21 protein-coding genes and 1 pseudogene are annotated in these 25,749 nt (G+C 63.9%); 10 read left to right on the top strand and 12 right to left on the bottom strand.

What is annotated here, in order from left to right:
- Nucleotides 1-37: 37 nt before the first annotated feature.
- Nucleotides 38-310: a hypothetical protein gene (locus ACVMB1_RS41025; RefSeq protein WP_057018047.1), complete on the top strand. Its 273-nt coding sequence runs from the start codon at nt 38-40 to the stop codon at nt 308-310.
- A 179-nt stretch (nt 311-489) separates the two neighbouring features.
- On the opposite strand, the gene ACVMB1_RS41020 is transcribed toward ACVMB1_RS41025, so the two are convergent.
- The 3 genes from ACVMB1_RS41020 to ACVMB1_RS41010 form a co-directional block, all read right to left on the bottom strand.
- Nucleotides 490-2,220 (bottom strand): methanol/ethanol family PQQ-dependent dehydrogenase, encoded by a 1,731-nt coding sequence (locus ACVMB1_RS41020; protein WP_038387773.1) that lies wholly within the window; start codon nt 2,218-2,220, stop codon nt 490-492.
- A 67-nt stretch (nt 2,221-2,287) separates the two neighbouring features.
- A complete protein-coding gene (locus ACVMB1_RS41015) occupies nt 2,288-2,935 on the bottom strand; it encodes a QcrA and Rieske domain-containing protein (RefSeq protein WP_076827927.1) in 648 nt (215 codons plus the stop codon).
- A 126-nt stretch (nt 2,936-3,061) separates the two neighbouring features.
- The gene (locus tag ACVMB1_RS41010) at nt 3,062-3,397 is read right to left on the bottom strand and encodes a hypothetical protein (protein ID WP_028333161.1); all 336 of its coding nucleotides are present in this window, start codon (nt 3,395-3,397) and stop codon (nt 3,062-3,064) included.
- Between the two features lie 21 nt (nt 3,398-3,418).
- Here ACVMB1_RS41010 and ACVMB1_RS41005 point away from each other — a divergent pair, with 21 nt between their 5' ends.
- From ACVMB1_RS41005 to ACVMB1_RS40985, 5 genes are all read left to right on the top strand, one after another.
- Nucleotides 3,419-4,438, top strand: a complete 1,020-nt coding sequence (locus ACVMB1_RS41005) for an RluA family pseudouridine synthase (RefSeq protein WP_244435987.1) — start codon at nt 3,419-3,421, stop codon at nt 4,436-4,438.
- Between the two features lie 216 nt (nt 4,439-4,654).
- Nucleotides 4,655-5,551 (top strand): RNA polymerase sigma factor RpoH, encoded by an 897-nt coding sequence (gene rpoH / locus ACVMB1_RS41000; RefSeq protein WP_024581019.1) that lies wholly within the window; start codon nt 4,655-4,657, stop codon nt 5,549-5,551.
- Between the two features lie 449 nt (nt 5,552-6,000).
- Nucleotides 6,001-6,408: a hypothetical protein gene (locus ACVMB1_RS40995; RefSeq protein WP_057018049.1), complete on the top strand. Its 408-nt coding sequence runs from the start codon at nt 6,001-6,003 to the stop codon at nt 6,406-6,408.
- Between the two features lie 430 nt (nt 6,409-6,838).
- A complete protein-coding gene (locus tag ACVMB1_RS40990) occupies nt 6,839-7,858 on the top strand; it encodes an OmpA family protein (RefSeq protein ID WP_141340036.1) in 1,020 nt (339 codons plus the stop codon).
- Between the two features lie 178 nt (nt 7,859-8,036).
- Entirely contained in the window at nt 8,037-8,849 is an 813-nt protein-coding gene (locus tag ACVMB1_RS40985) for an aminoglycoside phosphotransferase family protein (protein ID WP_076827929.1), read from the top strand.
- 1,150 nt (nt 8,850-9,999) lie between these two features.
- Here the strand turns inward: ACVMB1_RS40985 and ACVMB1_RS40980 are convergent.
- The 5 genes from ACVMB1_RS40980 to ACVMB1_RS40960 form a co-directional block, all read right to left on the bottom strand.
- Nucleotides 10,000-10,875 (bottom strand): L,D-transpeptidase, encoded by an 876-nt coding sequence (locus tag ACVMB1_RS40980; RefSeq protein WP_076827933.1) that lies wholly within the window; start codon nt 10,873-10,875, stop codon nt 10,000-10,002.
- Between the two features lie 1,025 nt (nt 10,876-11,900).
- Nucleotides 11,901-12,521, bottom strand: a complete 621-nt coding sequence (locus ACVMB1_RS40975) for a peptidoglycan recognition protein family protein (RefSeq protein WP_057018053.1) — start codon at nt 12,519-12,521, stop codon at nt 11,901-11,903.
- A gap of 34 nt (nt 12,522-12,555) precedes the next feature.
- Complete coding sequence (locus ACVMB1_RS40970; protein ID WP_076827935.1) at nt 12,556-13,761, bottom strand: GGDEF domain-containing protein; 1,206 nt, start codon at nt 13,759-13,761, stop codon at nt 12,556-12,558.
- Nucleotides 13,762-14,552: 791 nt separating this feature from the next.
- Nucleotides 14,553-15,164 carry a LysE family translocator gene (locus ACVMB1_RS40965; protein ID WP_038386831.1) on the bottom strand — a complete coding sequence of 204 codons (612 nt, stop codon included), beginning with the start codon at nt 15,162-15,164 and terminating at the stop codon, nt 14,553-14,555.
- A 114-nt stretch (nt 15,165-15,278) separates the two neighbouring features.
- The gene (locus ACVMB1_RS40960) at nt 15,279-15,683 is read right to left on the bottom strand and encodes a response regulator (RefSeq protein WP_057018055.1); all 405 of its coding nucleotides are present in this window, start codon (nt 15,681-15,683) and stop codon (nt 15,279-15,281) included.
- A 160-nt stretch (nt 15,684-15,843) separates the two neighbouring features.
- Here ACVMB1_RS40960 and ACVMB1_RS40955 point away from each other — a divergent pair, with 160 nt between their 5' ends.
- Nucleotides 15,844-16,713 carry an SDR family NAD(P)-dependent oxidoreductase gene (locus ACVMB1_RS40955; protein WP_057018056.1) on the top strand — a complete coding sequence of 290 codons (870 nt, stop codon included), beginning with the start codon at nt 15,844-15,846 and terminating at the stop codon, nt 16,711-16,713.
- A 197-nt stretch (nt 16,714-16,910) separates the two neighbouring features.
- Here the strand turns inward: ACVMB1_RS40955 and ACVMB1_RS40950 are convergent, their stop codons facing one another.
- From ACVMB1_RS40950 to ACVMB1_RS40940, 3 genes are all read right to left on the bottom strand, one after another.
- Nucleotides 16,911-17,789 (bottom strand): FRG domain-containing protein, encoded by an 879-nt coding sequence (locus ACVMB1_RS40950; RefSeq protein WP_456849749.1) that lies wholly within the window; start codon nt 17,787-17,789, stop codon nt 16,911-16,913.
- Nucleotides 17,790-18,044: 255 nt separating this feature from the next.
- A complete protein-coding gene (locus ACVMB1_RS40945; protein ID WP_076827939.1) occupies nt 18,045-18,851 on the bottom strand; it encodes a lytic murein transglycosylase in 807 nt (268 codons plus the stop codon).
- 167 nt (nt 18,852-19,018) lie between these two features.
- Nucleotides 19,019-19,429: an ester cyclase gene (locus tag ACVMB1_RS40940; RefSeq protein ID WP_076827941.1), complete on the bottom strand. Its 411-nt coding sequence runs from the start codon at nt 19,427-19,429 to the stop codon at nt 19,019-19,021.
- Nucleotides 19,430-19,903: 474 nt separating this feature from the next.
- Between ACVMB1_RS40940 and ACVMB1_RS40935 the strand changes: the two are divergent.
- The 3 genes and pseudogenes from ACVMB1_RS40935 to ACVMB1_RS40925 form a co-directional block, all read left to right on the top strand.
- Nucleotides 19,904-22,264: pseudogene (locus tag ACVMB1_RS40935) on the top strand (tetratricopeptide repeat protein); the annotation flags it as partial.
- Nucleotides 22,265-22,286: 22 nt separating this feature from the next.
- Nucleotides 22,287-22,760: a CHAT domain-containing protein gene (locus ACVMB1_RS40930; protein WP_456815200.1), complete on the top strand. Its 474-nt coding sequence runs from the start codon at nt 22,287-22,289 to the stop codon at nt 22,758-22,760.
- A 170-nt stretch (nt 22,761-22,930) separates the two neighbouring features.
- Nucleotides 22,931-23,167, top strand: a complete 237-nt coding sequence (locus tag ACVMB1_RS40925; protein WP_026192271.1) for a hypothetical protein — start codon at nt 22,931-22,933, stop codon at nt 23,165-23,167.
- A gap of 159 nt (nt 23,168-23,326) precedes the next feature.
- Here the strand turns inward: ACVMB1_RS40925 and rpoD are convergent, their stop codons facing one another.
- Nucleotides 23,327-25,459 (bottom strand): RNA polymerase sigma factor RpoD, encoded by a 2,133-nt coding sequence (gene rpoD, locus ACVMB1_RS40920; protein WP_057018061.1) that lies wholly within the window; start codon nt 25,457-25,459, stop codon nt 23,327-23,329.
- Between the last annotated feature and the right edge of the window lie 290 nt (nt 25,460-25,749).

The following is a 25,749-nucleotide window of genomic DNA, read 5'->3' as shown; positions in this document are numbered from 1 at the left end:
AGATAGGTCGTTCTCATCGATCCACTGGAGCAGATCGATGAGAACCCCACCTCAAACATTCGGGACGCTCGCGGCAACCCTGTCCGCGGGCGTCTTGCTTTTTGCGACACAGACGGCGCTTGCCCAGACCGCCTCGCCGCCGAACGCAACGGCGACCCGTCCGGCGCGGGTGCTGCCCGACCAGAACTCGGTTCCGAGCAGCGGCCCGCCAGCGACCACCGGCCAGACCACTGGCGAGGCCAGCCGCGATCCCACGATCAAGCAGATGAACGACGACGAGAAGCGGAAGGTCGATACCAAGGGCAAATAAAGCAAGCGCGGACCGGGAAGCGGCGGTCTCCCCATCCGCCGCTTCCCGATCGCATCGCCCCCTATAGGTGAGAAGCGTTTTCGAACGGAACGAACACCGTTTCGCTTCGAGAAAACGCGTCATAACAAGCCGGCGCTTCGGTCCTGATTCAATCAGGACCGAAGCTCGGATCACGTGGCTTACTTCTTGTCGAGCGCGAACACCCAGATCACGCCGCCTTGCGGGACGTTGTTCTCGAAGCCCTTGACCTTGCCGGCCAGAGCATCCTGGATGCGTTGCGCGTCGACGCCCCAACCCGACTGGACCGCGATGTATTGCGTTCCGTCGACCTCATAGGACATCGGCATCGCCATGATGCCGGAGTTGGTCTTCTGCTCCCACAACAGCTCGCCGGTCTTGGCGTTGAAGATGCGGAACATCCGGTCGTTGGTGCCGCCGGCGAGAACCAGATCGCCCGCGGTCGCCGTCACCGAGCCGAACAGCTGCGAGGTCTTGAAGTCGTGCTGCCAGACCTTCTTGCCGGTGGCCGGATCCCACGCCTGCAACTCGCCAAAATGATCGGCGTTCGGTGCCGGCGTCAGTCCGATGTCCTCCGGCTTGGTGCCGAGCCAGAGCTGGCCGGGTACCAGCGGCTGCTTCTCGCCCGTGAAGCCGCCGCAGAAGTTCTCGTTGGCGGGAACGTAGACGAGCTTGGTGCTCTGGCTGTACGCCGCCGACGGCCAATCCTTGCCGCCCCACAGCGACGGGCAGAACTCGACCCGCTTGCCGATCACCGGCTTGTGCTCGGGATCGACGATCGGCCGACCGGTCTCGGCCTCGATGCCTTTCCAGACATTGGTCTTCACGAACGGCCAGCCGGACACGTAGTTGATCTTGTCGGGCTTGTTCTCGAGCACCCAGAAGATGGCGTCGCGTCCCGGGTGGATCAAGCTCTTGAACGAACGTCCGTCACGCTGCAGGTCGACCAGCATCGGCGCATCGACCTCGTCCCAGTCCCAGGAATCGTTCTGATGATACTGGAAGTGCTTCTTGATCTTGCCGGTCTCGGGATCGAGACCGATCACCGAGCTGGTGTAGAGGTTGTCGCCGGCGTGAGCCGAGCCCGGCCACGGCGCAGCGTTGCCGACGCCCCAGAGGATCGTCTTGTTGTCCTTGTCGTAGGTGCCGGTCATCCAGGCCGATCCACCGCCCGACTTCCAGTCGTCGCCACTCCAGGTCTCGTGCCCGGGCTCGCCTTCGCCGGGGATGGTGAAGGTGCGCCAGAGCTCCTTGCCGCTCTCGGCATCGTAGGCGACGACATAGCCGCGCACGCCGAACTCGCCGCCGGAGCCGCCGACGATCACCTTGCCGTCGACCACCAGCGGCATCAGCGTCAGATACTGACCCTTCTTGTAGTCCTGGACCTTGGTGTCCCAGACCACCTTGCCGGTCTTGGCATCGAGCGCGACGACATGGTCGTCGGTGGTGGCGAAGTAGACCTTGTCCTGCCACAGGCCGACGCCACGGCTCGTCGGGTGCAGCTGGAACAGATCGTCGGGAAGCTGCCGCTTGTAGCGCCAGTACTCCTCGCCGGTCTTGGCGTTGAGCGCGATCACCTGCCCCATCGGGGTCGCGGCAAACATCACGCCGTTGTTGACGATCGGCGGCGCCTCATGGCCCTCGATGACGCCGGTCGAGAAGGTCCAGACCGGCTTGAGGTCCTTGACGTTGGAGGTGTTGATCTGGTTGAGCGGACTATACCCCTGTCCGTCATAGGTCCGGCGATACAGCATCCAGTTGCCGGGTTCGGGATTTTCGAGACGCGCCGAGGTCACCGAACTGTAGTTTTCGATCGGCCCCGCGACGGCATAGGTCGAAATGAGGCACGTGAATGCGACACAACTCGACAGTAACCACTGCTTGCTTGTCATGAGATGCTACCTCCCTGCTCTGTTTTGATTTTTTCAGTTTAGGTCATGCAGAAATCCCGATGTGGCCTCATCCTCCCTGCTGAGCACCCACCTTTCCGACGAATGGCGCTGCGACCGTGATCGCGCCGTCGGCAACCGTCAGCGGCAATGCCGCGAGGCGACGTGGCGCCGGCCCGAACACGACCTGCGCATTCTGCCGCGGATCGTATTCGGAGTTGTGACAGAGGCATTTCAGAACGCTCTTGTCGCCCTGCTCTTCCTTCAACCAGGCAGTGATCGGACATCCGGCATGCGTGCAGATGACCGAGTAGCAGACGATGCCGTCAGGGGCGCGGGCGCGCGTGGCATCGTCGAGTTCGGCGGGATCGAGCTTGACCAGCACGACCTCGTTCAGCCGCGAGCCCTTGCGAACGACCGAGGTGTTCGGGTCCTGCGGCCAGGCGCGAATGGGCGGGCCGCCCAAGGTCAGATCTTCCGACTTGATGACCTGGCCCGCCTTGTCGCCCTCGGCGCGCACGAGCCGATCCGCTTTTTGCGGCCGCTCATTGGCGCCGGGCTGTTCGTCATCATCGGCGGCCGCGGGCTCGATCGCGGCGAGACAGGCGCAGCCTGCGAGCGCGGTCAACACCGCGCGGCGCGTCGGGTCGGCGCACGGGCCCGACAGATCGGACTCACCGGACTGTTCGATGGAAGCGCTCGGGTTGGATCGCGACATGGCGCAAGCTGAACGTGCAACTCGGCCGAAAAGATGGCGGCACACCTTCTCGATGCGCGAACGCATGCGCAAAAAATACGCTGCAGCTTTCGGTTGATCGACCGCGCGGCTTCGCGATTGCTGCGATCAGGGTTCGTTGACGAAGCTCAGCCTGCCGACAGGTTTCAGCGTCTTTGCATCAAATGTGCGAATCTCTGTTGCACCGCCCACGTCAAGCGTGAGGACCAATCGTTCGCCGGCGACACCGGTGGCGACGATGCGCGCGCCTTTCGGCAGCGCAGCAGTGACGTCGGAAACGGAAACGGGGCTTCCCTCGCTGCGATAAAGGCGGTAGCCGATGGCAATCAATACGACGGCCACGGCCAGTGCCGAGGTCAGGCCCGCGATCAGCATCATGCGCCGCACCCGCGCGATCAGCGCGGCCTGGTCGGGGGTCGGTTCGGTCACAGCGGTGTCGGTCATCACAAGGCTCTATCTTTGCAAGTGTCTTCGCAACAAGTCTCTTCGAATGGCGGTCGGAAGCTGGAGGTCGTCGTCGCCGGCGACGAGGGCTCGGCCCGGCTCGACCGCGTGCTCGCGCAGCGCAGTCCCGAGCTGTCCCGGTCCCGGCTGAAGGCGCTGATCCTCGCCGGTTCCGTGACCGTCAAGGACGCCGTCGTCCGCGACCCCGCTTATCATGTCGCCAAAGGCGATACGATCATAATCGACGTGCCGGAGGCCGCGCCCGCCGAGCCGCAGGGCGAGGACATCGCGCTCGATATCGTGTTCGAGGACGACGACATCATCGTCATCGACAAGCCGAGGGGCCTCGTCGTGCATCCCGCCGCCGGCCACGCCAGCGGAACGCTGGTCAACGCGCTGATCGCCCATTGCGGCTCGAGCCTGTCCGGCATCGGCGGGGTCAAGCGGCCGGGCATCGTGCACCGCCTCGACAAGGACACCACGGGGCTGATGGTGGTCGCCAAAAACGACCACGCCCACCAGTCGCTGACCGCGCAGTTCGCCGACCATGGCCGCACCGGGCCGATGGAGCGCGGCTACATGGCGTTCGTCTGGGGCGTGCCGAACCGGCCCCACGGCACCATCGACGCGCCGATCGATCGTCACCCGCACGCCCGCGAGAAGATGGCGGTGCGCCAGGGCGGCCGCGAGGCGATCACCCATTTCGAGGTGCTCTCGAGCTTCGCCGGCCGCGACGGCAAGCCGGTCGCCTCGCTGCTGGCGTGCCGGCTCGAGACCGGGCGGACCCATCAGATCAGGGTGCACCTCGCCCATCTCGGCCATCCCCTGCTCGGCGACAGCGTTTACGGCGCCCACTTCAAGACCAAGGCCGGGCAGCTCGGCGCGGAAGGTAAGGACACACTCACTGCGCTGGGCCGGCAGGCCCTGCACGCCTATCTGCTGGCATTGGAGCACCCCCGGACCGGAGAACTTTTGCACTGGGAGGCGCCTTTGCCGGAGGATTTGCTTCTTCTGCAACGGGCGCTGGAAGCGGCGGTATGACGCACCCCTCCCGGAAAAGCCGCGTTATGACAACAGGTTATACCTGCCACACGGGGACGTGACGTCAGCAATCCTTCCCTATCACGGACAGTTTGGTATATGTTGCACCTGCGCTGAATACCCAGCGCGGAACATCGCAGCATGGCCGGCTTTAACCCAGCGGCCACCTGCCGGGCCCGCCGCTATCGGGGGCCTGAACCACTGGAGGGCGCTCTAATGGCCCGTACAGCTACGTTGCCGGTCCTCAATGGAGAATCCGGCCTCTCTCGATACCTCGCCGAGATCCGCAAGTTCCCGATGCTGGAACCCCAGCAGGAGTACATGCTCGCCAAGCGTTGGCGCGAGCATGACGATCGCGACGCGGCGCATAAGCTCGTCACCAGCCATCTCAGGCTCGTGGCCAAGATCGCCATGGGCTATCGCGGCTACGGCTTGCCGATTTCCGAGGTCGTCTCGGAAGGCAATGTCGGCCTGATGCAGGCGGTGAAGCGATTCGAGCCGGAGAAGGGCTTCCGTCTCGCCACTTACGCCATGTGGTGGATCAAGGCGTCGATACAAGAGTACATTCTGCGTTCCTGGTCGCTCGTGAAGATGGGCACCACCGCGAACCAGAAGAAGCTCTTCTTCAACCTGCGCAAGGCGAAGAGCAAGATCTCGGCCCTGGAAGAGGGTGATCTCCACCCCGACCAGGTCAAGCTGATTGCCAAGCGCCTCGGCGTGACCGATCAGGACGTGATCGACATGAACCGCCGCCTCGGCGGTGACGCGTCGCTCAACGCCCCGATCCGCGACGACGGCGAAGCCGGCGAATGGCAGGACTGGCTGGTCGACAACTCGCCCAACGCCGAAGCCCTGATGGCCGAGAGCGAGGAGTTCGATCATCGCCGCCAGGCCCTGAACGGTGCGATCGGCGTGCTCAACCCGCGCGAACGCCGCATCTTCGAGGCGCGGCGTCTGGCGGACGAGCCGATGACGCTGGAAGACCTCGCCGCCGAGTTCGGCGTGTCGCGCGAGCGCGTGCGGCAGATCGAGGTCCGCGCGTTCGAGAAGGTGCAGTCGGCCGTGAAGGGCACGATTGCCCGGCAGGAAGCCGCGCTCGAAGCCGCGCACTGATCGCGCAGCAGCGAGCCAACAGACACGAAAGCCGGCGGCAACGCCGGCTTTTTTGTTGTTTGCAAAGTGGTGCTCGGCACGCACCTCGATCCGGGGCGTGTAGCCATCAATCCGCCTGCCGACGAATGTCCGCATCAGCCTCGGGTGCGGACTCGCGAGGCGCATTCGGTCATGCCGGCTAAGGGGCCAGTTTCGGACCTTCCCGACAGGCTGCAGTGTCTTCGTGCAACGCCACCCGTTCCCCGGATGCGTCAGGTGCCGTAGAATGTCACGGCCCTTGAAGCGGGACGTGCCGAAATCACCGTCCGGGCAAACGAGCAGCACTGGTGCTATCGGCAGGCACACGCTCTCCTAGAGGCCGTTCTTTTTTCGGTTTCACACCACCGTTCACCACGAACTTTGCGCGCTGCATTTGCGGCCGCTCGTTCGGTAACGTCGGGAGAAAAGCGATGAGGAAGGTCGATCGAAGGTCCGCACTGGGAATCGCGTTGGCAGCGGTTTCGACTGCCATGATCAAGCCCGCCAAGGCTCAAGCCACGGGCTACAAGGATGCGGCACCTTGGCCAGGTGTCGTGGTGCGTGAATATGAAGGCGAGACACCATCCCTGATCCCAGGATTTAAGACGGTCTCAATGCGCGATGTCATTATGCAGCCGGGATCGAAGACCATGGGCCCCCCGATGATGAATGCCATGATCTGCCATATCACCGAAGGGGAGCTTCGGCTTGAGCAGGACGGAAAGACCTTTACGGGCAAGAAGAATTTTGTCTGGACCTGTAACAAGGAAACAAAAGAGCAGGCGTACAATGATGGGAATGTGGTCGCGATCATGCGGATCACGGACCTGAAGGCCTGAGGCTCTTTTTCTTCGCAAGAGATAGCAAGAGATAGATTGCAGGAGCGGATGGCGCACGCGACGACGCCATCCGCGTGCAGGACCGCTTCGGGTCAGAAGGCGATATCCCTGAACTCGGATCGGGTTTCCGCTTCGTCCCCGAAAGCAGGCGTTCTGGATTTTGATGGAGTACGCGGCCCTACTCGCCCACTGCCGCGCTTCGCCGCGACATCGCGATGAAACCCGAGCCGCCCACGCTCATTCCGCCGAAAACCACGGAGTGTCCTATGGCTTCGCCTTCACCGACTTCGACGGCACCTTCAAGTAGCCGCCGGGAATCCGAGGGCGACGATGAACCGGCATAAACTCCAAAGCGACCCATTGATACGCGGATATTCAATCCGGGTCCTACCCGTTCCGCAGTCGGTCTCTCCGTTGGGAGATAGTCAACATGGCATCACCTGGAAAAATCCAGGAGTACGGATCTCAGGCACCGGATACGATTGCGGCGAAGTTGTTCAACTTTGAAGTCGGCAAGTTCGCCATAAAGCCGGAACATTCCAATTGGCTGATCAGTGTCGTCGCTCCAAAGTTGAGGAGCGGAGGAAGCCTTACAATCATAGGACTTGCGAGTCGTACCGGCAGCGACGATTTCAACATGGAATTGTCGCAGAATAGGCTGCGGGCCGTAATTGATTTGCTTCGCAAGCAAGTGCCCAACAATTTCAAAGTTGCGCTCGAGGTGGCGAAAGGGGAACGCGCGGCCAAGTATGCAGGTGAAATGGATGGGGTGGAAAACGAAGCCTGGCGTGGTGTGATCATCTCGGTTTGGAATAAGCCAAATCCACCGCCGCCGCCGCCACCACCGCCGCCTCAACCGAAACCTCAATTTTATCCGGAGGAACGCAAGTTCTTCAAACGTTGGCTTGGCTTCGGCGTCAAGTCTGGCGGACAGTTGTTGATCGGCGGCATCGAGAGCACGACCGCGTACGTCGTGAACCTGGGAGATTTGGAGACCTTTGATCTCCAGATTATTAGCAGCCGGTGGGGACTGGGTCTTGGAGGCAGCGGAGGGGCGGTTGCTGTTATCGGCTTTGGTTTCAGCGTTCCATATGAGTTGCACCGTGAACCCCTGAATGACTGGGGCGTCAATGTCGCATTTACCGAAAAGCTGATCTCGAAATCGGCACTACAATCGATCCATAACAGCAAGTACTTCATCGATGGCTTGAAAAACGGCAGGTACGTGGCACCCGCGCTGAATACGCGTAACACCTTTACGGCTATTGGCTTACTTCAAAACGTGAGAAATGCACTCCACACGCTGTACGGAGGATTCGAGGCAGCCAAGGGCTCGGGCGTCATTGTGCTCGACTTGCCGTTTTTAGGTGTGGGACTTGAATTGTCCGCTTTCTTGACGCGAGGAACCATGTACGTCTCGAATCCTTCCCATTGGATTGAACCGAGCTGAAGGCTCGGACGAGACTCGCCAAAGCCTTTCCGCTACCGAGGGACTTCCGGTTCACCTCGAAGACCCGGCGTTCTCGATGGTCACGCAGGCCGTCAGCGATGGTGTCCGGCGGCCCCGCGACGGGAGGGGTTCCTTTTTGCTCGCCGCCGGTGTTTGCTCTGCACGGCGGAGAACGGGCATGCGAGGATCGCTGGGGGAAAAGATCGGTGAAGGCGCCTACTCCGAAGCCTACGCCTGGGCGCCGGGGCGAGTCGTCAAACTGTTCAAGCCCGGCTTGCCGCGGCGGATGCCCTGGTTCGAGGTGCACATGATCCGCGCCGTCCACGCCGCCGGCGCTCCGGTGCCGGAGGTGTTCGGAGAGGTGACCCTGGACGGGCGCTTCGGCATCGTGCTGCAGCGCCTCGACGGACCGACCCTGCTACAGCTAACCCGAACCGGCGCGGTGACGTTCGAACAGGCCGGCGCGATCGTCGCGGCTCTCGCCATGTCCATTCACAAGACGCCCCTGCCGCCGGAGGTCCTCTCCATGCGCGAGTATATGGAGGCTCAGTTGGAGCACGACGACGGCAAGCTGCCGAAGCACATCGCCACTGAAATCCTCGCGCTGATCGATCGCTTGCCGCCGGGCGACGGGCTCTGCCATACCGACCTGAGCCCCGGTAACGTGATCATGACAGCGGAAGGCCCAAAGCTGGTCGACTGGGTCAGCGCGATGCGCGGGCCCGCCGTCCTCGAGCTTGGGTTCTTGCGCGTGATCCTGTCCGAGCTCGGGCCGGAAGTCGCCGACAATCCGGAGCGGCCGCGCGCGACCAATGCGGCGGCGCAATCCGAATATGCCCGGCTCAACGGCATGTCTCTCGCGGATCTAACGGCGGCAATGGAGCCGTATTTGCCCATCGTCCGCACCTTCGCCGTTCTCGGCAACGCGGTGCCTTCGCTGCGGGAGCGGCTGATCCAGCGCATCGAAGCGACTCTGCGCTCGGAAGACTGAATGGTGACCTCTCCGCACGCTTCACAGCGCTCCGTCGCAATTCATCGAACTGGGTTAATTGCCTGGCGTTTTCGAACCTTGCCTGGGCCTCTGAGAGGGCACTGTCGATGGCGAGTCCCAGTCAATCATTTTCAAGCAAATGAGGAGTTCGACATAGCTTTGTACTTGCCCTGACCCTGCCATGAGTTCGCAACTTTCTCGCGGTCCCGCCGGGACAGTTAGCCAGATCGAGTTTAGCTGCTGCCGCGCAACCGCCTCGTCACTCACGCACTTGCTCGCGTCCTGGGGAAGTCCCGACGCTTTATCGTCAACGGAAACGTCCGCGCAAAGCGACTTGATGTCGAAGTTGGGAACACTGTCTGAAATTTGTACGGGCGGCTGACCAACGAGCGATAATGCCAAGAGCGCTGCCCTCATGAAATCTCCCTCCCCGTCCGGTGCGCCCAGCTGGAAGGCGGATTGAGCTGGGACTGACGCGGCTTCGGAGGCTGTAGCGGCCGCCCTCCGCCCACGACGTTACATTGCGCCTTTTTCCCAATTTCTATCCACTACGAACCGCAATGCTGCGGCGCGCTACTACTTTTGCGCATGCGATTTGCCTGCCCGTCTGTTGGTTAGGACCAGTTCCGAATGGCAATTGCCGCGGGCATTTGCCGATTTACGATGTGCTCAGTGAGACGTGATCGCTAACGCGAAAGGGCGCCTGTGACCGCGGTCCCTGCATGCTGGTGCTCTTGGCCGTCGCGATGGTGTGGGGGTTGTAGCGCTGATCATCCGAGCAGAAGAGCGCCCCCGCCGACGACGAAGAAAACGATCGCTAGACCTATCAGGCCGTACTCGACGCCATCCATCCCGATCGACCATCGAACGAGGAACCAAGCAAGCCCCAGCTCAGGGGGTGAGCTGGGGCTGCCGGGGCTGGAAGGCTGTAGCGGCACAGCCTCTACTCACGACGCTACGACTTTCCCGGATTTGATCCACAAGAAACCGCTGTTGCTGCAGCGCGCTACTACCAATGCCCCACGCACGCGATCATACGGTCTCATACAGCGCACCGACGCCTGGCATGCCGCAGGTTACGGTGCGGCCACCCAGCCCATTTTGAACGGGGCTGCTTCTCAAGTTGTAGAGCTGGGACAGAAGAATTGAGTTACTGGGCGTCGGCCATCTTCGATCGAGAAGCCTGCGGTTGCGCGTTGGCTGCCGAGGGCCAGCTCGACGGCGACGCCGGTTCCTGCGATGAGACGGCGGCGTCGGGCGGCGCGCCCGGGGATGGTCGATGGGCAGCTGGTGCCGGAAGCACGATCACTTTCGCGCCGACTTTCACCCGATCATAGAGGTCCATGACGTCGTCATTGGTCAGCCGGATGCAGCCGGATGAAACCCGCTTCCCGATCGTATCGGGCTTGTTGGTGCCGTGGATTCTGTATTCGGTATCGCCCAGATACATCGCCCGGGCACCGAGCGGATTGCCAGGACCGCCCGCCATGAACCGCGGCAGATAAGGCTGGCGCGAAATCATCTCTGCCGGCGGACGCCAATCCGGCCATTCTGTCTTGCGGGCCACGACCTGCTCACCGGACCATGTGAAACCTTCGCGGCCGACACCGATGCCGTAGCGCATCGCCTGCCCGCCATTCAGAACCAGATAGAGGAATGTGTTTCCGCTATCGATGACGACGGTGCCCGGCGGCTGGTGACTGACGTAGTCAACCACCTGCCGAGCAAATTTTCCGGGAGCGTCAGCGGCTTTTGGTGTTTCGATCCGGGGCGCGGCGACCGGGATCGGAACCGGAGCTGGCGCTGGCGCCTGAACCGCCGCCGCTACATGAATGGGAGTCGACGCTGTAGGACTAGATGGTGCCGGCACCTGGTGCGCGGCTTGCTTCCGTATCGGTTGAACGCCCGCCGGCCGCCACAGCAAGCCGTACCCCAATGCGGCAGCGGCCACGACGCCAACTACAACTCTTCCGGCCACTGGTAGCGCGAGCGTCTCGGTCTTTCCACGTTTAGCCCGCTTACCCATACTTCTCCCCTGATCGCAATGCCCGGAAGGGGTACCCGGCAAATTTTAACAAGCTTCGAAGCGATGTCGCCCAGGCTGGAAATCGCCAAGCGTCGTTAACGCCAGCCCCTGTGCTGCAACACCCATCGTCCACATTCGATCGCCGGTTCGGGCAAAGCAAGGGCCGCCCAAAGGCGGCCCTCGCGCAAAGATGCAACATCACTTCAACGTATAGGTACCAGTCTGGTGATTGCAGTCTTGAAAGGTTCCCTCTTTGATGACCGGGAAAGGCCCTAAGGGTTGTATCGTTGCGGTCATGACCATGCCGTCGTACTTCCCAGTCCCCGCGACTGTTTCTCTGGTTACCTTTCCTTCTGACGTCGAGAAGTACGAAAGTCGCTTATCACCGTCTCGGTCAATGGACTCGCAGACCGTGGTGCCAGTAATCTTCCCACCAAGAGATGCACTAACCCCTACGCACCGGAATGTATCTTTGTCGAAAAGCCCACCCGGAGGATTGCTTCGGATAGAGCCGGTATGCTCATAGCTTCGCGCGATGTGGGTCTTGGAAAATGAGATAGTGTTGCTCGTGCCCGACCAGCACGCCGTGTAATCGAAGTTGCCTTCTTTTGGGAGCTCGGCGGCGAAAGCAGACGGTGCCAACGCAAAGACGATCAACGCTAAGGGATACCTGCATGCGCTTTCCATAGTACCCTCCGTATGGATTGGCAGAACGAACGATGCCAACGCGAACGTGAGGGGACGCATTGATCCAGATCAATGGATGAAGACGAGGAAATGTCCGCGATGGGTCAAGGCTGCCCTGGCCAGTCCGTAGGATAGGTGGAGCGCAGCGATACCCATCATCCGAACGCGCAGCACAAGCTTGATGGGTATCGCTTCGCTCCACCCATCCCACGAAGCGGACAAAACAGGCGCTCTTGGCTATGTCGGCTAGGGGCTCAGAAGGCGATATCGGCGAGGTCCGGTCCGGTTGCCGCTTCGTCCCCGAACGCAGGCGTCCGGGATTTTGATGAGTACCCGCCCTACTCGCCCCACTGCCGCGCCATGGTGGCGAGCGCGCAGCCCTCGCAGTAGCGGGCATCCTTGAAGTCGATCCAGTTGTGGGCGTAGACGCGCTCCGGCGGGATGCCGTAACGCGCGCGCAGCAGCTTCACCAGCACCCGCCAGGCCGCGACCTGTGCGTCGGTCGGGCCCGTCGTGACGTCGGGATAATTGCCGGAGAACTCGACGCCGATCGACGTGTCCTTGTTCACCTGGTGATAGGTCTTGCTGTTGTCGATGTATTTGTTGTCGTTGCGATCGGCGCCGTCTGTGTGGGTCGGAACGAGGCTGTCGGCGACCGCCCAATAGACCGTGCCGTCGGTTTCGACCCAGATCATGACGCCGCGCCGGGTCGGGTTCTTGTGCTGCGCCTCGGCGCCGTATCGCGCCGAGCCCTGCGGCCCCTCGGTCTGGTGCACGATGATATTGCGCCAGGGATGCGATTTGGCGACGTCGCCCCAGGGCGCCAGCCAGACCATCTTCAAGCCGGGAATCTCGGGCGTGCCTTGCGATCGCGCGATGGCCGCGAGATCGGGCGTTTCGGCCGATGCGGCAGCGAACAGGACAAGCACAAGAAGTGCGGTGAGCAGGCGAGGCATCATCACGGAGATCCGGTGTCGTCTCTCGTTAGCACGCTCAGGCGCGCTTGCGCAGGCTCGCCTCGACCGTCTCGGGCGCCGGCTTCGGCTCGTAGGTCGCGTAGCCGTTCTTGCCGCCCTTCTTGGCGTCGTAGAGCGCGTGGTCGGCGGCGGCGACCAGGCGATCGGGATGCAGGCCGATCTCGCGGGTCCATTGCGCGACGCCGATCGAGACCGCGATCGGAATGTCCCTGCCGGTGCACTGCTCGGCATCGGCGCGGCAGACCTCGAGCACGCGGCGCGCGATCATCGCGCCTTCGCGCAGCGTCGAGGACGGCAACACGATGCAGAACTCGTCGCCGCCGGTGCGGGCCAGCATGTCGCCCGGGCGGAGCCGCGTCTGCGCCATCAGCGTGAAATGCTGCAGGCAGGCGTCGCCGGCGGCGTGGCCATGGGTGTCGTTGATGCCCTTGAAGCCGTCGAGGTCGATCACCAGCAGCGCGAACGCCTCGCCGTTGCGGTCGGAGCGCGCGCATTCCTCGGTCAGCCGCTGCAAGAGATGGCGGCGGTTGCCGACGCCGGTGAGATCGTCGAGCAGCGCGAGGTCGGCGACCTCGTTGCGCAGCCGGTCGATCGCCATCAGCAGGAAGCCGAAATTGAGCGCCATCGACAGGAACACCATCAGCAGGATCACCAGCGACTGCCCCGCAGAGAAGCGGAGGAAGGAGAACTCGCCGGGCTGCAGCAGCGCGCCGACGGCACGCAGCGCATAGATGCCGATCAGCACGGAGGCGACGATGCCGGCGAGCCGGGCACCGGGGCTGACGCGGCCGTTCTCGGACGATAGCAACAGCTTCAGCGTCAGCGCGAACGGCGTGACCTGGGCAATGGTGTAGACCAGGATGCGCATCGGCATGCTGTCATAGGCGAAGATGAAGGTGCCGAGACCGGCGAAGGCCAGCGCCGTGGTCAGCAGGGTGGCGCGCCAGGTCGCAGGCTTGTCGTAGAACCGCTCGATGCCCATCGCGGCAAGGCCGGCGGCGAACACCATCAAGGTCCCGGCCGCAAGCAGCGGCAGCAGCGAGTCCGTCAGCATCACGCGAAGCATCGCGCAGCTGGCCCCGGCGGAGGCGACGAGGGCCGACGCGGTCCAGAACCGCGCCGCGCCGAAAGCAGGATAGCTGCGCGCGACATAGGCCCAGATCAGCCCGAGCGCGAGAAAATTGATAATGAATACCGTCCAAAGCGTCGGAACGCTCAACATCGCCCCTGTTCGAGAGCCGTATCGGCCTCGCCTCTCCTGAAATGACCGTCTGCCGCTAAAGCGCGATGAGATCAGGCTGAATCATCATCGCGCGTTAGATTCTTGTTTTGGCATGATCTTTTCGGAAAACCGCTTCGCACTTGTCCGGATCATGCCCCCGGGGCGCTTCCTCAAATGACAATCCCCGTTGTCTTACGGAACAGCATGCGGCCGCGCCGCTTAACGGAGCGTCACCCACAACGTGCCAATCCGCGCCGTGGTTTTGAATTGATGAAGATCTGCGCATCCGCCGTTTGCGCATCGTTAAGCATGACGGATGCGCCGACGCCGCGACGCGCGACATGCGCAACGCTTTGCGAAAAAGCTGGCGAAAACGCGTAACAGTTGTGGATAACACGATGACGACGCCGTGACAGCACGCGGCAGCAGCCTCCGAATCTGCTGAGTTTGATATCGAGGATGTTGCGAGGCTGGCCCTCCGCCAAGCATGCCTCGGAGTCGCGTTCAATCCATGAAACCCTGAGAGGATACTATGGCTAAGAAAGCGAAGAAGGCGAAGAAGGCGAAGGCGAAAAAGGCCACCAAGAAGAAGGCCGCCAAGAAGTAACGAATTCCAGCCCGGGTAGCGGCTCTTGCCCTGCCCGGGCACCCGGACCGGGACAACCGGTCGCAGCGACGTCAACCTCGAATTCACCACCCTACATCGATCGGCCCCGAACTGACGGGGCGCAAGGCAGCAGGCGCAACGCCTGCTTTTTTATTGCCTGCGTCCGGGCGTGACGGCCGCGACGTCAGCGCTCCGCCAAGGCGAGCCTGGCGCCGAGCAGGGCAAAGCCCGCGGCAAAGCTTCGCCGCAGCCAGGCCATCACCTTCGGCCGGGTGATGACGCGGTCGCGCACCGAGGCGGCGAACAGCCCGTAGACCGCGAACACCGCAAAGGTCATCGCCATGAAGACACCGCTGAGCTCGACCATCCGCGCCAGCGGGTGCGGCTCGTCGACCGCGATGAACTGCGGCAGGAAGGCCAGGAAGAAGATCGACAGCTTTGGATTGAGGATGTTGATCAGGATCGCGGTCACGATCACCCGCCGGCGCGAGCGCGGCTTGATCTCGGTGTCGACGGCAAGCGCGCCGCGCTCGCGCAGCGCCTGCCAGGCCATGTAGAGCAGATAGACGACGCCGCCCCATTTCAGCGCCGCGAACGCCACGGCGCTGGTGTGCAGGATGGCGGCGAGCCCGAGCATCGCCGCGATCATCTGCGGCACGATCCCGAGCGTGCAGCCGAACGCCGCCGCGACGCTCGCCCGCGCTCCCCGGGTCAGCGCCACCGCCAGCGTATAGAGCACGCCGGTGCCGGGCGAGGCCACCACGATCAGCGACGTCAGCAGAAAGGACCAGGTCACTTCAAATCCTCGGCGGGCGGGACAGGCGGACGGGACATCGTCCGCCAATATCACGGCGACGGGGACGGCGGAAGCGGCTGCCGGCCTCCGCCCGGCGCCAGCGTCGACACCCCGTTATGACGACCTGCGCCATCCGCGATGCGAAAGCTCCGACGCCTTCATCTCGGCGACCCGGATCACGTCCAGCGGCGCCCAGGGCTTGGCCCAGAACAAGGCGCCTTCGGGCAGGCGCTGCCGCAGCGGCTTGCCCGAGGTGACGATCACGTCGAGATCGGGTCTGTACTTCTTCGCGGCATAAGCGAGCTCGATGCCGGTCATGTTTCCGGCCAATTCGACGTCGGTCATCATCAGCACGACGTTGTCGCCGTTGCCCTGCAGCACCAGCTCGGCGGCCTCGGCGCTCTCGCAGGCGATGACGTCGAACTCGCTCTCCTCCAGCAGCAGCCCGATCATCTCGCGCTGCATCGGGTCGTCCTCAACCACCAGGGCCTTCGCACGGTAGGGCTTTGACTGTCCCATGGGTGTGGCTCCCTTGGTTTGAATGCTTCGCTTCGAGCGCGTAACATAGATTAAATGCCCAAAATCACTGGATGGTTCAGTTCCAATTTGAGAAAAGCGTGGAAATGCCGTGTTCCTCGCTTGGCAACCACCACCCCCGTTGAGATGGAGCTCACCCGACATGACCGCGATCCCTGGATCCGCCGCTGCCGTGACCGGAGCCGCCAGCGGCATCGGCCGCGCGCTCGCGCATGAACTGGCGCTGCGCGGCTGCGATCTGGCGATCGCCGACCGCGACGAGGCCGGCCTGCAGGCCGCCGCCGCGGAGATCGCGAAAGCGAGCCCGCGCAAGGTCACCGTGCATCGGCTCGATGTCAGCGAGCCGGACCAGATCACGGCGTTCGCGGAGGCCGCCGTTACAGCGCACCCCTCGCTCAACATCGTCGTCAACAATGCCGGCGTCGCGCTGCTCGGCGAGTTCGGCGAGTTCGATCAGGCGCAGATGGAGTGGCTGTTCAACATCAATTTCTGGGGCGTGGTGCACGGCACCCGCGCCTTCCTGCCGCAGCTTTCGCGGCGGCGCGAGGCGCATATCGTCAACATCTCGTCGATCTTCGGCATCATCGCCCCGCCCGGCCAGAGCGCCTATTGCGCGGCCAAGTTCGCGGTGCGCGGCTTCTCGGAAAGCCTGCGCCACGAGCTTGCGGTGGCGAACAGCCCGGTGCGTCTGTCCGTGGTGCATCCGGGCGGCGTTGCCACCAGCATCGCGCGCAACTCGCGCGCCGGCACCGGCGTCACCGACAATGCCCGCCGCGCCGAATCGATCGAGCGCTTCGACGCACTGGCCAGGACCACGCCGACCGCGGCCGCGCAGCGCATCATCGCCGGCATCGAGAAGAACCAGCCGCGCATCCTGATCGGCAAGGACGCATACTTCATGGACCTGCTGCAACGCTTCCGCCCGGCGACCTACTGGAAAACGATGCAACGGATGATGGAGAAGACGGCGGCGCGGCGGATCGCGCGCGATGCCGCGAGTGCGAGCCAGTAGCACGATAGCGCGGAGTAACCCGCGCACCGCCGTCGTCCCGGCGAAAGCCGGACCCATAACCACAGGATTGGGTTGGTGAGGCACGCCGGGGGCCACAGCGTCGTGCAACACGGACATTTGTGGTTATGGGTCCCGGGTCAAGCCCGGGACGACACCGGGGATGTTGCACGGCCCGCGGGTCATACCATGCCTGCGAGTCACGCCTGCGCGTCATCGCGACACGAGATTACCCGCCCCAGCTGCTTCTTCACCCCGAGCGCCAGCCGGAACAGCGGATCGCTCCGCTCCGAGGGATAGAGCGCGCTCCTCGCCACCTGCGGAAAATTATCATTCTTCCAGAACGACGCCGGCGCGAACGAGAATTTGGCGACCAGCCGCCGGCCGAAATCCATCTCGTAGGGAAAGTAGTTTTCCTTCTGCTCGGTGCCGGACATCTCCGGATACTCGCCGAGCAGATAGCCCTCCTGGATGTGCGGCCGCACCGCCGACGGCGGGCAGACGCTGGCGAGGCGCACGATCTGCAGGCCGGCCTCGGCGCTCGCGGTGATCGCGCCGCTCAGATTCGGCACGCCGAGCACATAGAGGAAGGCGGTGCCGGTCTCCGCCAGCGAGGCAAAGGAGGCGGCAATCCGGATCGAATGGGTGACGTCGAGCAGCGGCGTGGTGCAGACCTCGTAATGCTGCAGGATCGACCAGCGCAGGATGCGATGCCGCTTCAACCGCTCGAGCCCGAGCAGCTTTTCCCTGGCGTATTCGGCGATCAGGATCCGCTCGGCGCGTTGCAGCGCATCGAACCGCCCGACCAGCGTCGCTTGATCGGGATTGCCGCGGCCGCCGCGAAACAGCGTCGGCTTCAGCGACGAGTTGCGCTTGATGTTCCTGTAGTCGGCGCCCTGGCCGCGAAACAGCAGCACATGATCGCGGTTGAGGAATTGCAGCTCGGCGATCTTGGTGGCGAGCTCGAGATAGGAGCCGACGCGATGGCCCGGCCCCTCCCGCACCGCCGAGTTCTTCGCGACCTGGCATCCGCGGCGGTCGAAGAACGACCAGATTTTTTGGCTGCCGATGGTTTCCATGGAGACACCAGAATTCTCAACCGTCATTCCCCGATGCGCAATTGCGCATCTGAGGGCAGCCCGCAGGGCTGAACCCGGAATCCATTTTTCCATGCGTGATGCGGCCCGATGGAAACGATCGTCATTGCGAGGAGCTCGGCGACAAATTTGCGAAGCAATTTTGCGCTGAAGCGACGAAGCAGTCCATCGCCCCGCATGTGCCGAAAGATGGATTGCTTCGCTCCGCTCGCAATGACGGACAAGGCCGCCGCGCCCTCACCGCCCCACGAGCTGATCGGCAAAATACCCGATGGTCTTGCGATAGATCACCGCCCTGTTCCACTCGCGCATCGCCTCGAAATTCGCGGTGCCCTCGCCATAGGGCGCGCCCATCTTGAAGCCACTGGTGTGCAGGAGGTTCGCGGTCGAGGCCAGCACGTCCGCGACCGAGTGGCGCAGGTCGACATGGCCGTCGCCGTCGAAATCGACGCCATACTTGATGTAGGACGACGGCAAGAATTGCGTCTGGCCGATCTCGCCGGCATAGGCGCCGATCATGTCGTTGAGACGGAGATCGCCGCGCTGCACGATCTTGAGCGCGGCGAGCAGCTCGCCCTGGAACAGGTCGGTGCGGCGGCAATCATGCGCCAGCGTCGCGAGCACGCGGAACACCGGCAGCTTGCCCATGTCGCCCTTGCCGAAATCGGTCTCGAGCCCCCAGATCGCGACCAGGATCTGGCGCGGCACGCCATACTGCTGCTCGATCTTCGAAAGCAGCGCGGCGTGCCGCTGCAGCATCGCGCGGCCGCCATTGATGCGCCCGGGCCCGACCCGGGTTGCGACATACTGCTCGAAGGTCTTGTTGAAGGTGTAGCGCTGCCGGCGGTCGAAGGCGAGCACCCCGCCATCCTGCTGCACGCCGCCGAGCGCCGCGGAGATCACGTCCTGCTGGATGCCGGCACTCGCCGCCTCCTGCGAGAACGACTGGACGAAGGTCGGAAAACTGCCGCCGCAGCGCGCGGCGTAGGAGGGGGTGGCAAGCAGCAAGGCGCCGAACACAACCGCCAAACGACACCTGAGCATGCAAGAATCCCCCTGCTTCGATTGGCCGATCATGCCATGGAGCAAACGAGGCAGTCAAAGCGTCGGCACGACACTCCATCCTCGACGGGCAGCTACGCGCCTCTATCCATGTTCGCACGGTGAATGACCACGGCGCATCCATCAACCGATCGGCACGTAGCCGAAGCTCAATCCCTGAGCTGGCGCTCCAGGTCCACAAAATCGATCTCCGCCCAGCGCTCGGAAATCCTGCCGTCCTGAATCCGCCAGAACGTCATGCCGCGGAATTCGACGTGGCGGCCGGTTGGCTGAATGCCGCGCCACGGGCTGCGGTGCCGGCCACGCCAGACGAAGCGGCCGGCGACGATGTCGCGCTCGGCCACCAGGCATTCCGCCACCGCCGACAGGTCGGCGAAGGTCTCGTGCATCGCGGCCGAATGCGCGATCACGTCCTCGGCGCTCAGCCGCTTGCCCACCGCATGGTCGAAGAAGTCGGGCGCCAGCTGCGCCCGGATCGCCTCGGGATCGTGGCGGTTGGTCACGGCGTCGTAATGCGCGAGCACGAGCGCCTTGTTGGCGTCGATTGTGGCGTTGGACATCGGCGATCGATTCTCGAAGGAGAGGTTGTAGAAATAGAAGGATGCGCCTCATACGCGAATCGGACGGCATGACGCAAGTGACGATGGTCAGAAAAAGCTCGGCTTTCGGCCGTCGTTCGTTTGCGCGACGATACGAAAGACCGCTGCCGGAAAAGTGCGCTGGCGCGCGAGGCTCCACCGCCAGCCATTCCCTCACCTCTGCCCTCGCCTCTGCGCGAACGGCGGGCCGGCGGTAACATCGTCCGTTGGCTTGACTGCCGGTGGCATGCAAGCGGCGGTGCCCGGGCGAGCGACGCACCGCACGGCAGCATTTGAGGATGCGACGCATGAACGCCGAAGCCGCCGGCCGCGACCAAGAAGCACAGGCCGGACAAGCTGCTTCCGCCGGCAGGCGGCCGGTTGCGCTGTCTAGTTCATGCAAAGCCGCGCCGCTAAAGCCAGGCACGCCGGCTGCAACGCCGCCGTCATTTGGGGATGCCATCCGATGACGCGTTTGGGGATGAGGATGTGCTGCCGATGACGATCGCCTTGGGCTTCCCCCTGGGTTTCGCACGCGCGCGCAGGGCTGCCGCATCGATCGGTGTCGTGCTCGCGCTCGGCGCTTTCTTGAGCGCAGCGATCGACACCGCCGCCGCGCAGAACGCCCCCGCCAAGCGCGCGCCGGCGCAAGGCGCCGGCAGCACGCAGGCGATCGCCGCGCAAATGAAGAACGCCATCGCGCTGACGCGCGGCGGCAAGTTCGACGCGGGCTATGCACAGCTGCTTGCAGCACTGGATGCCGCCGACAAGCTCGACGACGGCCAGTTCGTCATGGAGCATTATTTCGACGCGACCGCGACGCTGCGCGCGGTCAAGCGCGACGATCTCGCCGAAAAACTGTTCGTGCGCGCGTTCCAGAGCAAGGCGGCGGCGCAACGGCCGCCCGGCAATGCCGACGTGCTGCTGATGTACGCGATCCTGCTGTCCGACCACGCCAGGATCGCCGAAGCCGTTCCGCTCTACATGAAGGCGATCGCGGCGTTCAACGCCTATTGGGGCGAAGGCTCCGAGGAATCGCTGATCGCGAGCGACAAGCTCGCGGTCGCGCTGTCCGCCAACGGCTCGGCGGCGTCGGCGACCAATTTGGGCCGGCACAATTTCGAGCGTGCGGAGAAGGCGCTGGGGCCCGACCATCGCACCACCTGGAAGCTCGCCAACAATTATGCCGACATGCTGCGCGAGATCGGCGCGCCGGCGAAGGCGCTCGAGCTCGATCTGTTCGCGACCGAGAAGCGCGCCCGACATTATGGAGAGAACCATCTCAACACGCTGGTGACGGTCAACAATGCCGGCCAGGACTTCCTCAATCTCGGCCGCTTCGACGACGCCCGCCGCTATTTCCGCCGCCACCGCGCGATCGCGGCCGCGATGGCGCCGAAGGATCCGAGCTTTGCCGGACAGGCCGACGGCTGGCTGTTCTACACCGACATGCTCGCCGCCGGCGATGCCGCGATCGCGCCGGCCGATCTGGGGCGGCTGGAGGCGATCGTCGCCAATGAGGCGAATTATGCGGATTTCCTGCGCATCAAATCCGCGGTGCTGGCTGCCGGCCAACGCGAGCAGCGCCGCGAGCGGGACAAGGGGATGCGGCTGCGCGAGACCGCGCTGGCGATCTCGACCCGCGCCTTCACCGCGCAGCATCCGATCAGCTTCGAGATCAAGCTCGGCATCGCGACCGCCCTGATCGCTGATGATCCGAGCCGCGCGGTGCAGGCCTTCGCCGCGCTTGACCGCGAGATGTTCGACTGGATGAAGCGCGAGGTCGGCACATCGGGCGATCGCGCCGTCGCCGAAGCGATCCGCGCCCATGCCGACCATCTCTTGTTCGCGTTCGGCCGCTTCGCCACCGGCGCCGGCTCCGCCGTGGCGCAGCCGGCCTTTGCCGCCGGCGTGCTGCGCTGGAAGACGCTCGGCGGCGCCGACGCCACGGCGCTGCGCCAGCTCGAGACAGAGGTCGCCGGCAAGGACGAGGAGACCGCGACGCTGCTGCGGACGGCGCTCCGGCTCAACGGCGAGAAGCAGGAGCTGTTCTCGTCGGGCAATATCGACGACTGGGCGAGGTCGGTGTGGGGGCGGCAGGACGCCGCCGAGAAGGCGCTGCAGAAGCGGCTCGATGCGATCGGCATGAAGCTGCCGCAAGACCCGATCCGCCCGTCACAGCTGCTCGCGGCGCGGGAAGCCGTCGTCAACTATTTCATCACCCGGCAATGGAAGGCGGATCGCCAGGCGAAAGACCCGTTGGCGGCGACCGTGCTCTACGCCATCGTCGAGACCGCAACGAGCGAGCCGCGCGTGGTCGATCTCGGCGATCCCGGCCGGATGGTCGACACCGGCGTGCGCACCGAGATCGCGCGGCTGCGCGCGACGCGGGCCGCTGCGCCGGATCCCGACACGCACGCGCCCGACGTCAAGGGCCGCTTCCAGAACCTCCGGGCGCGGCTGTTCGCGCCGCTGGAGCCGCTGCTGAAGGACAAGACCACGCTCTATGTCGTGCCTGACGGCTTCCTGTTCGCCGTGCCGTTCGCGCTGCTGCCTGGCAGTGGCGGCGGCCTGCTGGAGGACAAGTTCACGATCCGGATGCTGACCAGCCCCGATGCGCTGATCGCGATCCATGCGCGCGAGACGCTCGATCAGCGGGGCGCGATGCTGCTCGCCGGCGGCATCGAATACGGCGAGCCGGGGCCGATGCCGCTGCCCGCGACCCGGACCGAGATCGAGGCGATCGCCAAACTCGCCCGCGCGCGCGGCGCGCCGGTCGAGATGCTGACCGGGCGCGGCGTCAGCGAAGGCACGCTGCGCGCGGCGATCGGCAAGGCGCATCGCGCATCTGGCGACGCACGGCTTCTATCGCGACAGCACGGCCTCCGGCCTCGATACGCTCTGGCAGAGCGGCATCGTGCTGTCGGGCGCCGGCGACAGCCGATTTCCGCTGCGCGACGAGAACGACGGCTATCTCTATGGCTTCGAATTGATGGACTGGGACCTGTCCGGTCTCGACTTGCTGGTGCTGTCGGCCTGCGAGACCGGCCGCGGCGACGAGAGCTTCGTCAGCGGCCTGCGCGGCCTGCCGACCGCGCTCGGCATCGCCGGCGCGCGGCGCGCGCTGCTGACGCTGTGGCCGGTCGCCGACCAGGGCACCGCGAACTTCACTGTGCGGTTCTACGAGCACCTCGCGGAGGGCCTGACCTATTCCGATGCGCTGCGCCAGACGAGGCGCGATGCGCGCGACGGCAAGGTCGCGGGCGCGGGCGACGCCAGCGTGTGGGCGGCGTTCGTGCTGTTCGAGGGCTGAGCCGTATATGTCGTTGATGTGACCGGACGGGCACCGCGAGCGCATGCCGGGCCGAACTGCGCCCGACGTTGCGCAAGGGCCGCACGCAACCCCATCGCGCAGGGCAGACCGGCGCGCTGACGCAGGCGATTTGCTTTGACAGCGGCGCCCCGATCGAGGACAAGCCGCGCATGCCGAAAAAACCCGGGACCAATCCCAAAGGCGAATTCGCCTTCTTCAACGTCTTCTATGAAGACGGCTCGCAGCGCTCCAACCGCCGCGTGCCGTCGGAGCTCATTGGCGGGCTCGACGGCGACGAGCCGGTGCGCGCCTTCCTGCGCGAGCAGGACCGCGAGATCGCCGAAAAGGGCGGCCGCCCGCCACTCGAGATCAAGTCCATCGAGCGCGTCGGCGCCAAGAAGAAGTAGCGGCGGCCACACAACTCTATCCACGTCATTGCGAGCGCAGCGAAGCAATCTCCTCGCGATGACGTCGGAGACGGATCAAAATGAAAACGGCGGGCCCAGGCCCGCCGTTGTTGTTTCGATGGATTGCCGGGTCGAGTCCGGCAATGACAATCGGAAATATTAGTTGTCCAGGAAGCTCCGCAGCTTCCGCGACCGCGACGGGTGCTTCAGCTTGCGCAGCGCCTTGGCCTCGATCTGGCGGATGCGCTCGCGGGTGACCGAGAACTGCTGGCCGACTTCTTCCAGCGTGTGGTCGGTGTTCATGCCGATGCCGAAGCGCATGCGCAGCACGCGCTCCTCGCGCGGGGTGAGCGAGGCCAGCACGCGCGTCGTGGTCTCGCGCAGGTTGGACTGGATCGCAGCGTCGATCGGCAGGATCGCGTTCTTGTCCTCGATGAAATCGCCGAGATGCGAATCCTCTTCATCGCCCACAGGCGTTTCGAGCGACAGCGGCTCCTTGGCGATCTTGAGGACCTTGCGCACCTTCTCGAGCGGCATGCCGAGCTTCTCGGCGAGCTCTTCCGGGGTCGGCTCGCGGCCGATCTCGTTCAGCATCTGGCGCGAGGTGCGGACGATCTTGTTGATCGTCTCGATCATGTGCACGGGGATGCGGATGGTGCGGGCCTGGTCGGCGATCGAACGGGTGATCGCCTGCCGGATCCACCAGGTGGCGTAGGTTGAGAACTTGTAGCCGCGGCGATATTCGAACTTATCGACCGCCTTCATCAGGCCGATATTGCCTTCCTGGATCAGGTCGAGGAACTGCAGGCCGCGGTTGGTGTACTTCTTGGCGATCGAGATCACGAGACGGAGGTTGGCTTCCACCATCTCCTTCTTGGCCTGACGGGCCTCGCGCTCGCCCTTCTGCACGCCGTGCACGATCTTCCGGAATTCGCCGATCTCGAGCCCGGTGAGCGCCGCAAGCGACTGGATCTCGTGACGCAGGTCCTTGATGCGGTCCTTCTCGTGATGGACGAAGTTCTTCCAGCCCTTGGCCGACAGCTTGGAGACGCGGTTGAGCCAGCGCGGATCGAGCTCGGAGCCCTGGTAGTTGCGCAGGAAGTCCTCGCGCGCGACGCCGTGGCTGTCGCCGAGGCGCAGCAGGCGGCCCTCGAACGAGACCAGCTTCTTGTTGATGTCGTAGAGCTGCTCGACCAGCGAATCGATGCGGGCCTGGTTGAGGCGCAGCGACTTCACCTCGACGATGATCTCGTCCTTCAGCTTCTTGTACTTGCGCTCCTGCGAGGGCGACAGCGACTCGCTCTGCAGCTGGTTGGCGATGTCCTGCTCCTGCAGGCGGCGCAGCTTCTTGTACTCGGATGCGATCTTGTCGAAGGTCTCGACCACCTTCGGCTTCAGCTCGGCCTCGATGGCGGCGAGCGACATCTGGTTCTCGAACTCGTCGTCGTCCATGTCGCCTTCGGCGGCGGCCTCGGCGGGATCCTTCTCCTCGGTGGCGGCTTCGCCACCGGCGGGCGCGGCGCGGAACGGGGTCGGCGACGGCGGCGCTGCCGGCGGCGCGACATGGGCCGGCGCACCGGCCTGCGCGTCGCCGCCATTGCCCTCAGCGGCGGCACCCTCGGCGCCGTTGTTGCCGATCAGGTTCGGATTGATGCCGCCCTTGGACTCGGGGCCGGCATAGGTGGCTTCGAGATCGATGATGTCGCGGAGGAAGATCTTTCCTTCGTTGAGCTCGTCGCGCCAGATGATGATGGCCTGGAAGGTCAGCGGGCTTTCGCAGAGGCCCGCGATCATCGCCTCGCGGCCGGCCTCGATGCGTTTTGCAATCGCGATTTCGCCTTCGCGGGAGAGCAGCTCGACGGTGCCCATCTCGCGCAGATACATGCGCACGGGATCGTCGGTGCGCTCGCCGGGCTCCGACTTCTTGACCTCGGTGACGGCCTTCTGCGTGACCTCGACGAGCTCGTTATCGGTCTCGTCGTCGCCGTCGTCCTTCTCGTCCTCGCCTTCGCTGTCGTCGGCCTCGGTGACGTTGATGCCCATGTCTGACAGCATCGACATGATGTCTTCGATCTGTTCGGGCGACGTCGTATCGGAGGGCAGCACTTCGTTGAGCTGATCGAAGGTCACGAAGCCGCGCTTCTTGGCCTGCTTGATCATCTTCTTCACCGCGGCATCCGACAGGTCGAGCAACGGCGACGGCGCGTCAGCGGCATCCTTCTCAGGAGCATCCGCTGCCTTGTCGTCTTTTTCCTTGTCCTTAACCTGCAGCGTCTTTGCCTTGGTGGCCATTCACTAAGCTCCCGAAACGCGGTCATGCAAAATGGCGCCACGCACGCGCATCCGCACGAAATCTAGATTTACTCTCTCGACGCACAAAGGGCGGCGCAATATCTCGCCACCCCTGTCATCCGTCTCGACGGTTTCCAATCTGCAATAGCCCGTCGCGTCTTCCGTAAAAGTGGATACCGGTTTTACGATCGGAAGACGCGACAGATTCATATCTGACGCATTTTCTGATGGCGAACCGGGAACCACTTCGCCTGAAAATGCTACGGTAGCTATTAAGTTTCGCTTAACCC

Source organism: Bradyrhizobium sp. USDA 4504 (assembly GCF_054063995.1).
This window is presented reverse-complemented; position numbering and strand designations above follow the sequence as displayed.